This window comes from Shewanella sp. SM74, from assembly GCF_025653725.1.
Classification (GTDB): Bacteria; Pseudomonadota; Gammaproteobacteria; order Enterobacterales; family Shewanellaceae; genus Shewanella; species Shewanella oncorhynchi.
In genome coordinates, this window is record NZ_JAKKRZ010000018.1 from 23509 (window position 1) to 36779 (window position 13271).

Genomic DNA, 13271 nt, shown 5'->3' on the forward strand with positions numbered 1-13271 from the left:
AGGCTTTTTGTTATCAATCAACCAATTAAATCATTTTAGGATAGCCTGAAACTTGACTTAATTACTTATTTTTTGCCTCGACTCTTGAAGACATCGACAAAACAATGGCCAATCCGAAAATTTCATTGCCGGCATCTTAACTCGCTGCCCCTTTGCAATTTGATCTGCAACTGCTAACATCGCTTGTACTGACATTGTGAATACTCCCTTGTTGGTATGGCGACGAACATGAGCTACTTGGCGGTTGAGCATGTTCGTCGTTTTGTTTTATCACTGAGTTATGTTTTTGGTGCTAATACTTCAATAATATATTGCTCTATTTTGGCTAACTCTTCTTTAGTTGCTCTCGATATTTCAAAAACCTGCTTAACTCCACTGTTACGAGTTTTTACCCACTTATCCTTGCTAATATCGATAATTTTTCGCGGTTTTTCGTTGTTGGTTTTCTTGCTTAAACCTGCGGCCTCCACAATAAAGGCCATCGTCTCCTTGTAGGATGTCCCTGGCTGCATGTCTAACCCTTCAACAAAACTCTCTAGCTCTGATTGCGTGGCGTATTTTTTAGCAACCTTTTTTAATATCGTATAGCTGCCATCGCCCAACTCTTTTTTATCTTCAAATAGTGCTATCAAAAGACTTGGCACTGACCAAGCTTTCATACATCGGTCGAATTTACTTTTGCTTATTTCTTCTTCAAAAATAATTTCTTCTTCAGTCATGGGCGATGTTGGATGATTCAATAAAGACTCATAGTAAGCACCGTGATCGCGCAACGAATGTTCTTCCGCACTTTGCAATTCTTTAATTAACCCCTTAACTTCCTGATTCGTTAAGGTTTCTGTGCAGTACATTACCCGTAAAGGTCTATGGGCTTCGATTGCTGCGGCTCGTCTGCGTGAGCCATCGTAGAAGGAATATATGCCGTCAATTAGTATTGCAATACAACTCTGATACTGTTGACGCCTGATAGAGTTAACCAATGATTTACTCTTCAGCTCGTTTTGTACGCGCCGGTTATGCTCATTAACTTTCGTTAGACGTTCTACATCTTCGGCAGGAATAGTGATCTCTGTAAAGGTCACATTGCGGCCAGAGATTAATGTCCAAACCGTTGGCTGATTGGCTTTTTCAGCCTGTTTCTCAGCCATAAGTTTCGTCACCTCTTCGGTTATCGAGGCTCCACGTTTTTGCCTTAATAGTTTCGCATTCATTGCTGACGGCTCCTGATTAATTGTGTACGCGCAAAAAATGAACGGGCGAAAGTGTAAATGGCATCTTGAGAAGATTTAAGCGCACTTCGCCCTCCATCGTACATAGTCGGGTCGACTGAAATCACTGTGTCCAGTGTCACACCACAACGCTGAAAACCTGATAGTTCAGGAATGTGTGCGTCTAACATTTTCTCACCCAAACAGAGTGTTGCACCTGATAAAGACTCCTGATGCTGCATGATGTGAGAGCTAAATTTATTCATAAAACCCATCAATTCCTTGCCTGAGACATCAATCCCTTGCTTGCTCAGGTATTTCAATAACAGGGGTAGTTGCGATAGGTATTTTAATGACGAATGAAAATCAACAGGTGCAGGAGGAAGAGGTGTCACGAGCAGATCAGCCGCGACGATACCGTTTAATAAGGAAAAATCCAAATGTGGACCGCTATCGACAGCAAGGATATCGAAGTCTCCTAGCAGTTTTTCAATGACATTCTCTTTCAATAACGAATGTGGCTCTTGGTTATCAAGTTTTTCCTCACAGTGCTCCAGCCATGATGTCGTTAAAAACGCATCATCAATCGCAGCTGGCATGAGATACACGCCCGGCACGTCGGTTTCGAAGATGTAATCACGCAACAGGTCTTCTCGCGTTAGTTCTTTAGTAAACATCGCTTTGGCCGTTGTAAATGGTTGCCCACCGATAGCAAGGTTGCTTTTATAAAACATAGTGGCACTTGCTTGAGGGTCTAAATCAAATACGATCACCCGCAAATCATGATGAATTAATGTGGGTTCCGTCCTTAACGCATGGGCAGTATTTACACAGGCAGAAGTTTTACCAGAACCACCTTTTAAGTTGTTGAAATAAAGAACAAACCCTTTGCTATGAGTGTTGCGATATTTGGGTACTTTCCGTTGCTCATAAATCGCAATGACATCCTTCAGGCTAAATGAATCCAGATTGCCATTATCTTTACGTTTGAACTCGTAACCCTGAGCTTCCAGTTCAGTCATCGCCTTTTCAACTGCATTTCGAGATAGGTACGGGAAAGACTCGATGGTTTTTTTCGAATATCTCATGTGAAACTCAGGCTTGCTAAACTCTTTCTTAAAGTCCAACACCTGCTTATTCATAACTTCTAAATACGTATCTGCTTTACTCGATATAAAGTCGAAATCTTTAAGTTCCATACACACCCCTTATGCTAATGGCACGATACTAATACACATCAAACGAGCATTCAACACGAAAAACGAGTTTTCACACAAAAAGTGTGCATAAACCCGAAGCGCTTACAAAAATTAAATAGGCGAGCCATAAACACAGTTAGTAAAACTCTTGAATAAACACCTAAAAATGCAAAAAATTCGCAAAGCAAAATACAACCGTAAAACCATGTATTTTATAGCTTTATAGCGATACCACTCCAAAAGATTCGCCCCGATTTTCGCAAGGTTTTTACGTCACCGTCACAGATGGAATGCCACTTTGATGCAACCAAAACTGGTTGTTGAACTGCAACAATCGAAAAGGAGACGCCCTTCTCTCGCCTTGTTATTTGGTCGCGCAATTTTCAATGAGAGCAATAATACGCTGAACTTATTTACCAAAGAGCACCTTTTATGGATTACGACCACATCATATCAACCTTTAAATCGGTTATAGACATCGACAAAACCATTGAAACTTTCAACCGCAAAGCAAAATCTTTACGAAAAAAGGCAATTACTGCGCCTACACTAGCCGATAAACTGGCTATCAATAAAGAAATTAAAATAATTAATGAGATCGTGTTCAAGTTGAAATTTAACTATTTCCAACTTGAAGACAGAATAAACCGCCATGTATAGCCCCTATCGTGAACGCACTGTTAACTTAGGCGACTGTTATAAAGTTTACCGCAACTTAAATAATAAGATGTTCAGCTTAATTGCTGTCAATGGTGAGTTTAAGGGCAAAATTGTGGCACATGCTGAGTGTGTCACCTTGCATGATGTTCTGTTTGTCGTTTCCGAGGCATCAAGGATTCGTGCTTGTCGTGAAGGAAATCGCAATGTCCACGCATTTGCTATCGGGATATTGACATCGTTTAAGTGTCACAATGATTCTGCTCTAGGTAGGCTTTCAGCTATTACTTACAACCCATTTTTAAATTCAACCTTTGCATTCATAACCAATCAACAGCCCATTACCACTGCCACTGCCACCAAAGTTATTCTTCAACATGGAAAAGCCTATGCCACCCCATAGATGATAGGCAGTTGCTCGATTCTCACACCATGCGAATCTAATCACATTGAAACGACACAACTCAATTTAACAGGTGACTATATGAATGCAACAATCCAAAACACAGCAACACACAACACCATGCTGCCGATTAGCAGGATTGACGCCCTCCCCTTTGGTAATAGCAGACGCTCACGTAATGACAATAAATTCTCTGAGCTAAAGGAAAGCATTCGCATACGTGGCGTTATTCAGCCTGTGCTTGTTCGTCCAGCCGATGACCGCTTTGAACTTGTGGCGGGTGAAGGTCGCTTTATTGCCAGTAAAGAACTTGGATTAACAGAAATTCCAGTATTGGTTAAACTTCTTTCGGATGCAGAAGCCCTTGAACATCAAATTGAAGAAAATTTAAATCGTGAGGATTTGAATTTAGTTGACGAATGTAAGGCTGTTCAACAACTCAGCGCGTTTTATAACGGTGATCGTCAGGCCATAGCTGACCGTTTATCTTGGACAATGAGAAAAGTTAATGAACGGGTTGAAATATTAAAGTGTTGCGAAGAAGTGTTGGATGCTGTTTTAGATGGTTCTATCACTGTGGGACACGCACTGTTATTAGCCCCCTTCTCAACCAAGTTGCAGAAAGGCACGTTAATGAAAATCATTGATGAAAAATGGACGGTCACATATTTACGTGAACGCGCATCTAAGGGGCAGCAATATTTAAACCTAGCAAAATTTGACACAGCGGCTTGCAATACTTGCCCTCATAACAGTGCCGCACAATCAGGCTTGTTTGGTCTGGATGACCACAAAGCCGCATGTTCAAATATAAATTGCTTTAAAGAAAAAACAGCAGAATGGCTTGAAGTAAGAAAAGCGGAGCTAGCAGATCAATACGGTACAGTCCTGCTCGTCCAACAGATCAATGAGAATGACCGTAATACCGTTGATGCGATTACCGTTGGTGAAGAACAATTTACTACAGGATGCCAAGCCTGTGAGAAGCGTGTTGTTCTTGTAGATGACCGACTAGGCCGAGCGTTAGGGACAACCTATGAAAACCAGTGCATCGACAACCTGTGTTTTTCTAAATGTGTTAAAGCATTGACGCAACCTGTCGTGACCGAGAAAGAAGATGAATCATTGGTTGCTCCGCTTGAAAATGAGCAAGGTGATACCTCTGAATCTGTAGTGGTCGCACAAAATAAAGCGAAAATGCCAAAAGAAGCTAAAAAAGAAGTTAACTGTGTTGTTCCTAAGAAAGTAATTGAAACCAATAAAGCCATGCTGAGACAGACTTCTGTTGATTTACTAATGCCGCAAGAGTGCTTCCAGCTTGCTATGACCTATGCAGCCCTAAAGAGACTCTCCTCTAACTATAAAGCGATAAACAAAGAGCTATCTAACCCTTGCCGCTTCGAGGACACATTTAAAGCCGCTTTACGGTTGAATGTCTGCGACTTGAAATCTGAGATCCAAAACATCACGCTTCATTTGGCATCAAAGGAATCAGATCAAACAATCAATATGACTAACATGATGATTGATAACATCACCTTTGCTACAGACGCAAAAGCGGTAGCCGTAGCTAAGTGGATTCCAACGAAAGAGAACTTATCTGAATACACAATTGGCTCACTTTCAGCGTTATGTATCAAAGCTGGCGTTGATAAGGCAATGGATAGCAAAAAAGAGGGAAGCTTCACGACAGCTTCTAATGCAGGTAAAGCCAAATTTGTTGAGACAATTCTCGCAGCAGAATTTGATTGGTCTGGGTTTGCGCCTGATGAATATATTGCGTTGATCAAGTAAGTGCGGCCACAGGCAGACGGGCGGGTGAGTTGCCCGTTTGCCGACTTACGGCATGATTAATTTATCTAAACCAAATCCATTTTTGAGGTCACTATGCTTAACCAACTCAATCAATTAAAAACAATCGGTGGTGCTGAGCGCATCAACTTCTCAATCCAGTTTACGGCTGATAACAAAGCTAGAGTAATCCTAACTTCTCAGATTAATGCGGCTGCAACAGGCGACCTAGCCGACTTACTTCGCACTCCAATTGTAATGATGGGGAGTCTAGCCGACATTGACATGATGCTAACCAACGAGTTGTTTAACTTGGCAGAGAAAAGCAACAACATCAAATCTCAACCACAACGAGAAGCTACTGATGATGTGGCTACAAACGCGCAGCCTGACGATGACGGGAATTGGGTCGATTTAGAGTTTGAAGATGATAAAGAATCTCTATAAGGAGTAATAGCATGTTGAAGATGAACACGTTGCCAAGAACATTTAAAATCGGTGCTGCAACAATTACTGATCCAGCCCCTAACGCTGATTTAGAAGAAGTACAGCGGATATTAACTCAACAGTTCCCAATGATCCGCCACACCCGCCTCTATTTAGAGGACGGTCAGTTAAATGAAGCTGGAACAGAACTTTTTTACGAATTTCAACTTATCCCTGTCAAAACTAAAGGCTAGTGTTATGGATGAAAAATTAACTCAATGGGCAGCGGCAATAAGCAAAGAGGTTAAACAGTCGAAGCCTGTTCTACTCATACAAAGATTGAATAATATTCCTAGCTCTCCTCAACTGGTCGAATCCCGAGATATTCCCCCTCTTGGATAACCCCCAACACTTTTAGCGCCTTTCGAGGCGCTTTTTTTCAGTAGCGCGTTTTTGAGTCAGTTGTACTTTGTTCATATCAGCCGATTAAGCGTACAAGGTCAACACAATGAGTCTTAACCCGCCAACATTATCTAGCATGTCGAAGATTTGGTATTCTGCCATGAACGGGGCAACTGTACCCCCCCCCCCCCATGATGCACTCATTACCCTTAACCATCGCTATAGCGTATTTGACCGCAATATTAATAACATCGTCTCCATTCTTTCGCATGGTCTGAAAATGGGCTATCTGAGCCAAGAGCAAGTAATGCTTGCTGTGAATGAGCAAGATAACATTAAGCAAATTGAAGCAATCTCAAATTTGCTGGCCAAAGACTATTGGAGTAGTTTTACGACTCAAGTATCTGAAATAATCAATCTCCATAAAAACAACATACGCCTACTGGTCATCGACTCGCTTAAAGATAATCCAGATTTACAGCGAAATATGCTGGAGAGTTACGATGGTATACTTGGTTTCTATGAAAAAGTTATGGATTTATCGTTATCTTTAAGCGACCCCGAAGCTGTAGGGACACATTATCAATTCGATTTTGCGGTAAAAGTCACTTTCAGGGACGCAGTTAATAGTCAATTCGACGTTCAAAAGTATGCGTTTGATCCGCACTTAAAAAGTTGCCTAGTGGGACTTGTGGAAAAAATCATGCCTCACCAATTTGAATGTCCTACAGCCTACCTACACGAATCGGACAATAATTGGTTACTCGAAGAAATATGGGATGAATGCACGATTAAAAGCATTATGGACTATTTCAATGCTAAAGGTTTTAACAGCAGTGATGAAATAGACACAGAACAGATGTGTATAGATCTAAAAATAAATGACGGAGAAATGATCGACTATCTGAACGATTATGGCGTTGACTCCATTTTAGATTGTGAATATATGAACAGGTTTGTTGATGAAATCAATGAGCATTCAAAAGTCAAACTATCAACATTGCAGGAGCAAAGTAAATCATTGTCAAAGAAATATCCTGAATTGACACCATTAAACAATGTGTTTTCCTATTTTGAACAACATATCACGCCTACCATATACCCGTTTGAAGAAGCGTCTGACGTTGATACATCAAGTCAATTTTTCTATTCATACAACCATCCAGCAGAAATTTGGTCAATAGAAAACGCAATGGAACGCTTCTACGCAATGGGTGAACTGGCCGTATTAAACATGAACTTTGATCATGACATTATTCAATACTTTAATAACTACGCCATTACGACTTGCCTCAAGAGCTTAATCATGGCGGTCATTGAGTTGCGCGATTAGGTGCTTGCTTTAACCTAGTTCTATCTCTTTAGTTACATTAGGTATGGCGCTATGAATATTGAAATGACTTCACCAACTTCTCTTGTAGAGCAATTCATACAAGCAAACCTCGGTGATGAAAAAGAAATCCGCAGTCAGTTGGCAATTGTGATCCACGGAAATAATACGGGCTCACGAACCTGTATTACTCGCCACAAAATCAATGACGGCAAACTGTTGTTGGGGGATGTGATTTCAATTGATGACTTAGCAGAAGCGGTAACGGATATGCAAAGTCGCAATGAATCGAATAACCTGAATGCTTTTGCCGACTTCATTGAGCCACACATTATTGCTCAAAACTCAAAAATACTAGCTTGGTATACACCAAGAAAAGAGCAGACCCTCTTTTTAACAAAGTCGAGTGTTCTAGTGACACTTCCACCTTTGCTGTACGTTTACAAACCCGCTATTGGCAATGGTATCGCTTCTTTATCAGTTTTTGCACTTGCTTCTAATAAACGACCTAATACCAACACAAAACTCTACCACGCGCCATTGATGAACATTTATCAGAATGGAAGCGTGTGTCTTGGAACGATGAAAATTCCTCAACAAATGTCAGGCAATATTATTGAAGTGGTGGAGAAAGAATTTTTTGGTTCTAAATTTACCCACCCTAACCACAATCAATTAACGCGCAAGCCCGTCAACATTGAAGTATTCTATCGTCAAAAAGAAAAGTCTGGTCAACGAATACTTACTTCTGAACTTATGCCAATCAAGTCCACGGTCGGGCAAATCTTGAGAGGATGTTAATCATGTGCTCACAAGAAGTTGTTGATACTGCCCAAAACCTTTCGCAACTCACAGTCGCTAACCTTGCATTTAAATATGTATTACTTGAGAAAGAATACATGACTATTGCAGACAAATGGCTTGAGGGTTCACCCGACTATCTTTTGATCGAAGCACTATTCCATCTGGCATTACTGGCAAGGCGTGAGCGTGTGCATCCTCTATATGCCAACATGCTCATCTTTGATTGGGTTAAAGCTCCTTCACACACACAAACACTATGCTGGTTTAATCAATTGCGAAATGCCCTAAACAATAAGAGGCCATTATGAATAACTTAGTGTCATTTTTAATGAGAAACCCGAAAGCATTTGAAGCATTTAAACTCGGTAAGACGCCACCTTACAAGCCCACCATTGCAACACCATTGCGGGATTTAATCGAAACAATTCCACCAGCGTTACGCTATGAGTTTAAAGGGATTCGATTACACCCAGAATTGGGGTTTAATAGCTCGGCTAGATTCAATAATGTTCAGCAACTTTATACTTGGCTTGGGGGAGGTGTTAATACGTTCTTCCCAAATACACTACCTTACGTTCACTGGCGAAAAGCGCACTTCAATAAGAAATTAACAATCGATGACCTAATGCGGTTCAGTGAAAGCTATCCAATTGTTAAGTAGTGACATCGATTATGAATTATCTTTCTTGTATCCAAGTTAAAAAACTTAATGCGGCTGTGTGTTCCCATCCAGGCACAAAATTTATCAATTGAAAGTCAGGGATGTACGATAAGTGGGTGCAGCTGCATTTAGTGAGCATTTCGCCAAATTCTGTGCTGTGATAGCCAATATCACTATCCTCTAGGCTAATTATGCTGTACTCGCGTAGATCAATGTTGATTAAAAGCCGTATAAATTTATGCTCACAGCCGGTTCGTTGATATTTTAAATGCGCCTGCGTATCCGCAATGTCATCTACATTAGCTAAAACGTATTGTTTCACCTCGTCCAGTCTATCCATTTCCAACCTGCTTGCTCATTCGTAAAATTCTATATCTATCATATTAAAAACAGAATTTATACTAATGTATCCTCAGTCCACTGTGGTGGCGCGTTATTGAGAAGGTGCGAATATTTGGGTGTCTCTGAAAAACAAAGGTATCTCAATATGAAAAATCTAATTTCAACTCCAACAACATTACTCTCTAACGATCAGCTTTCTCAATTGATGTTCTATTTTAATGACCAATATAGAGCAGGTACGCCTGTGATCTCCGATGCGGCATTTGATTTCATCTATATGCCAGCCTTAAAAGCTCGTTTGCCTGAACATCCATTGATCACCAAAGTGCAACCTGAAGCATTCAATGCAGTTAGTAGCAATGGCCGCTACAAACATACCAAACCAATGCTTTCGACTCAAAAAGCCTATGAACAACATGATATCCAGTCTTTCGTCGAACGCTGCAAGAACGCGGCTGATGCACTTGGGATCACTGATGAACTTCTCTATCGAGTCAGCCCTAAGCTAGACGGTCTAGCGGCATCTTATATTAGCGCCGATGAAGAAATTTATTCGCGGGGGACGGGTTCGAAGGTAACAGCATAACTCACTTGTATCGAAACGGTTTGAAGTTAGTCGGTGATAGCAATAAAAACAACATCGGTGAGGTGGTTGTGATGCAAGACTATTTTGAAAAGGTACTCAAAGCTAAGGGGTTTGCTCACCCACGTAACTTTGTCGCAGGACTCGCTAACAGTAACACTTTAAGCGATATTGGTTTAAATGCGTTAAAAGACGGGGCGATACATTTAGCGTTCTTTGACTCCATCGACTGCCCATCTGTAACCGGCAGCGAACTTATTAATAATTTAGACTCATATTGTGACCAAGCGCGAAATGGCTCACCTTATTTAACCGATGGCACCGTTATCGAAGTTACAAACGAAGCCGTTAAGCAAAAATTAGGTCACAACAATCATCATCATTTGTGGCAAATCGCTCGAAAGTCAGTTGGTGAAACCGCAGAAGTAGAGGTAATTGGTATCGAATGGCAGGTTGGGCGAAACAAAATCACCCCTGTTATCCAGATTGTACCAACTTGGATCAGTGGAGCGACAATCAGCAAGCTCTCTGGCCATCACGCAGGATATGTTCAAGCTAACGGAATAGGGAAGGGGGCTTTGCTAGAGGTGGTAAGATCTGGTGAAATCATCCCATCTGCCAAATCTGTGATCTCAAATGTTGTAGCTGAGATACCAACAGAATGCCCTTGCTGCAAAACACATGTGGTATGGAAAAATGACTTCATAGTATGCACGAATGATAACTGCACTGAGCGCCAAGTCAGCTCGATTGAATATCACTTTCAGTTAGTGCAAGCAGATCTATTCGGTCGACAATCAGTACGTAAAATTGTAGAAGGAGGTTTTAACACGATTGTTTCCGTTTACTCAATGACCGAGCAATGCCTATTAACTTGTGGCTTTGGGGCAGGGCAAGCGGCTAACCTGATCGCAGAGATTAATCGCATTAAAGCAACGCCTGTCCCCGATTATCTTGTACTTGCATCAATTGGTATTCACGCCTGCGGTAGAGGCTCCAGCAAGCGTATTTTAAAGCATGTGCGCTTGGCCGATATCCGTGAACTAAGCAGCCAGCAATTAAAAGCCATAGAGGGCTTTGGTGACGCCACATCGGTATCCATCTGCAACGGAATACAGCAAAATGCCAGTCAGTTAGCATTCATAACAAACGTGCTTAACGTGACTGATTCCATTATTCCTTCTACCGCTGAAGCCTCGAAAAATGGAGCTTTGCCTCTAATTGGCTTGAATCTTGTATTCACAGGCAAAATGGAAAGCAACCGGGATGATATGAGCGCGAATGCAGAAAAACTCGGGGCGAACGTGCAATCCAGCGTTGGTAAAAACACAAATTATCTGGTTATCGGGCAAAATGTAGGTCAAACAAAACTGAAAGCCGCAACGGATAAAGGCGTTAAAATAATTACTGAATCTGAATATCGGAACATGATAGCTGCATAATTGTATATTATTAATGAAGCTCCCTACAAAGCTGTTTGTGGGGCACTTATTTTGAGGTAAATCATGCCGTTCAATCTTAAAAATGCGTCTATCACATTGACCATCTGCTGTATTGCTTCGTTGATTTTTGACGTAGACGCCAAGTTAAGCCTATTCCCAGTTATTATATTGATTTATTTATTTAATCTTTACATTTCAAGTAAATATCTGCTTAGGGTGGATCGTATGCCCAACATTATTGACCGCATCAAATTAGTGTCATTCTCTTTGAGCCTACTGTCGTTATTGATCACGCTAGTTTTTGTTAATGCGGAGGTCTTCATTTACCCAAACGTATTGCTTACTATATCCATGGTTATGTTTTTAATTTCCTATTTATGGGGCTTATACACGATGAATAAGCAACTTTGGCAATTAAAGAGTTTTTCGGATAATTCCAAGCTCACTTTCGGAATTCACGACTCAACAATCACCCCTCATTTTAGTGGTTCTTCTAAAAACCTTATAAGTGCAATTCGGGCATTCGGAGAATTGCTTAAGACCTGTAAAAAAAATGATAATGACTACGTAATAAAGCTCAAATCCCCTCTACTCAATAATGCCAAATTCAAGAAATTACTCTTTGCGTTGGTCTTGAAAAACAACGCTAATTTCGTGGAGACGGAAATCAAGATCATTTCCGAAAAAAATGTGTCAATTAATATCATTTTTCAAATTGCATATTGGCTTACCTTTATAGGCAGGGTTCAACTAACCCCTTCAGAATTATGGAAAACTGCATCATCCAACTGGACTGAAATTGAGTTATCCATATCACCAGTTGCCGATTATTAGACTTGGCATATTGTGAACTTATCTACACAAGAAAAAGGCACAAACCAATGGACTTCTTTATTCCTCAAAACATGCTCAATCGACCAATCAATATCTTGTTAATTGGGGCAGGGGGGTCTGGTTCTCAAATTGCTACTGAGTTATTTCAGATGGATGCGCTATTTCGGCAGGTATCAAATCAAGAAATCTACATTAACTTAACGCTTGTGGATGGGGATGATGTGTCCATCTTTAATGTGGGGCGTCAGTGCTTCTATCTTGGTGATGTGGGTTTCAACAAAGCTGATGTGCTTATTAATCGCTTTAACAATTTTGGAGGTACAAACTGGAAGTCTATTCCCCAATATTTAGATCCCAAACTTAAAGACTTCGTTAATACGGATATAGTGATTACCGCAGTAGATAGAGCTAAATTTAGAGTCGAACTAGGTAACATATTCAACAAGTCTAATGCTAAATCTGACTTGTTGTGGCTAGACGTAGGAAACGGAAAAAACGATGGACAAATCATTCTTGGTCACGCTTATAAAATGATTAACAGCAACGGTATCAGACTTCCGAATGTTTACGATCTTTATTCATCAGCCTTAGAACAGGTCGATGACACAAGCGAAGATACCCCTTCATGCTCAACCGAAATGGCATTACAAAAGCAGGACTTTGGTGTAAACCGAGCCGTTTCAGCACAAGCAACACAATTAATTTGGCAATTAGTGCGATACGCCAAGGTGTCACATCATGGCGCATTCGTTGATGTAGCTTCCGCGACTGTGCAACCAATGAAGATTGATCCACAACTTTGGGCTGTTTACGGTTATGTGGTTGAACAATGAACACAAACCTTCAAATAGAAATGGCTCACAAGGCCGCAGAATGAGGCGCTATAGACTTTGGCTACTCTGACTTTGCATAGTAATAAAAGTGGTAATGAACCCGCTAAACAAGCGGTGGGAGCTGCCTTAGACAAAGCCCTAGTAGATTATCTACCAAATGAGCCTGTTTTTTTGCTTTGTATCTAAAAATTACATATTTTCCTTTCTTTGTTCAGGGTACGTGTGGCATTTGCGGAGTAATGTCCACATATCCTGAACATCCTTGTGGTTATGTGTGTCACTGCGAAGCAATGTCCTGAAATTGATATTCTTACTTGTGCTATTCCTTTCATTTATAAATTTTATACGGCTTAACA

At 40.8% G+C, this 13271-nt stretch carries 15 protein-coding genes; 12 read left to right on the top strand and 3 right to left on the bottom strand.

All coding sequences use genetic code 11. The annotated features are described in order from the left end of the window. Positions 1–278 precede the first annotated feature (278 nt). Positions 279–1211 (bottom strand): ParB N-terminal domain-containing protein, encoded by a 933-nt coding sequence (locus L5M49_RS17205; protein ID WP_263202720.1) that lies wholly within the window; start codon positions 1209–1211, stop codon positions 279–281. Continuing rightward, entirely contained in the window at positions 1208–2407 is a 1200-nt protein-coding gene (locus L5M49_RS17210) for a ParA family protein (RefSeq protein ID WP_263185293.1), read from the bottom strand. The genes L5M49_RS17205 and L5M49_RS17210 overlap by 4 nt, the downstream gene beginning before the upstream one ends. A 652-nt stretch (positions 2408–3059) precedes the next feature. On the opposite strand from L5M49_RS17210, the gene L5M49_RS17215 reads away from it, so the two are divergent. The 8 genes from L5M49_RS17215 to L5M49_RS17250 all read left to right on the top strand — a co-directional run bounded on the left by L5M49_RS17215 (position 3060) and on the right by L5M49_RS17250 (position 8881). Next, positions 3060–3467, top strand: a complete 408-nt coding sequence (locus L5M49_RS17215; RefSeq protein ID WP_263202718.1) for a hypothetical protein — start codon at positions 3060–3062, stop codon at positions 3465–3467. An 81-nt stretch (positions 3468–3548) separates the two neighbouring features. Then, positions 3549–5261 carry a PRTRC system ParB family protein gene (locus L5M49_RS17220; RefSeq protein WP_263202716.1) on the top strand — a complete coding sequence of 571 codons (1713 nt, stop codon included), beginning with the start codon at positions 3549–3551 and terminating at the stop codon, positions 5259–5261. A 93-nt stretch (positions 5262–5354) separates the two neighbouring features. Beyond that, positions 5355–5705, top strand: coding sequence for a hypothetical protein (locus tag L5M49_RS17225; protein ID WP_263266522.1), 351 nt, complete (start codon positions 5355–5357; stop codon positions 5703–5705). 11 nt (positions 5706–5716) lie between these two features. Further along, complete coding sequence (locus L5M49_RS17230) at positions 5717–5938, top strand: hypothetical protein (RefSeq protein WP_263266523.1); 222 nt, start codon at positions 5717–5719, stop codon at positions 5936–5938. Positions 5939–6192: 254 nt separating this feature from the next. Then, positions 6193–7419: a hypothetical protein gene (locus L5M49_RS17235; RefSeq protein WP_263202713.1), complete on the top strand. Its 1227-nt coding sequence runs from the start codon at positions 6193–6195 to the stop codon at positions 7417–7419. Positions 7420–7470: 51 nt separating this feature from the next. Then, on the top strand, positions 7471–8217 hold the full coding sequence (locus L5M49_RS17240) for a PRTRC system protein B (RefSeq protein WP_263185299.1): 747 nt from the start codon (positions 7471–7473) through the stop codon (positions 8215–8217). Between the two features lie 2 nt (positions 8218–8219). After that, positions 8220–8528, top strand: a complete 309-nt coding sequence (locus tag L5M49_RS17245) for a hypothetical protein (RefSeq protein ID WP_263185300.1) — start codon at positions 8220–8222, stop codon at positions 8526–8528. Continuing rightward, positions 8525–8881, top strand: a complete 357-nt coding sequence (locus tag L5M49_RS17250) for a hypothetical protein (RefSeq protein ID WP_263185301.1) — start codon at positions 8525–8527, stop codon at positions 8879–8881. Before L5M49_RS17245 ends, L5M49_RS17250 begins: the two co-directional genes overlap by 4 nt. A 16-nt stretch (positions 8882–8897) precedes the next feature. On the opposite strand, the gene L5M49_RS17255 is transcribed toward L5M49_RS17250, so the two are convergent. After that, positions 8898–9221: a hypothetical protein gene (locus tag L5M49_RS17255; protein ID WP_263202711.1), complete on the bottom strand. Its 324-nt coding sequence runs from the start codon at positions 9219–9221 to the stop codon at positions 8898–8900. Between the two features lie 147 nt (positions 9222–9368). Here L5M49_RS17255 and L5M49_RS17260 point away from each other — a divergent pair, with 147 nt between their 5' ends. The 4 genes from L5M49_RS17260 (at position 9369) to L5M49_RS17275 (ending at position 12915) form a co-directional block, all read left to right on the top strand. Next, positions 9369–9809, top strand: coding sequence for a hypothetical protein (locus L5M49_RS17260; protein WP_263266524.1), 441 nt, complete (start codon positions 9369–9371; stop codon positions 9807–9809). Positions 9810–9829: 20 nt separating this feature from the next. Further along, positions 9830–11248, top strand: coding sequence for a BRCT domain-containing protein (locus L5M49_RS17265; protein WP_263266525.1), 1419 nt, complete (start codon positions 9830–9832; stop codon positions 11246–11248). A gap of 393 nt (positions 11249–11641) precedes the next feature. Then, positions 11642–12082, top strand: coding sequence for a hypothetical protein (locus tag L5M49_RS17270; RefSeq protein ID WP_263185304.1), 441 nt, complete (start codon positions 11642–11644; stop codon positions 12080–12082). A gap of 47 nt (positions 12083–12129) precedes the next feature. Beyond that, entirely contained in the window at positions 12130–12915 is a 786-nt protein-coding gene (locus L5M49_RS17275; protein ID WP_263185305.1) for a PRTRC system ThiF family protein, read from the top strand. Positions 12916–13271: the final 356 nt, after the last annotated feature.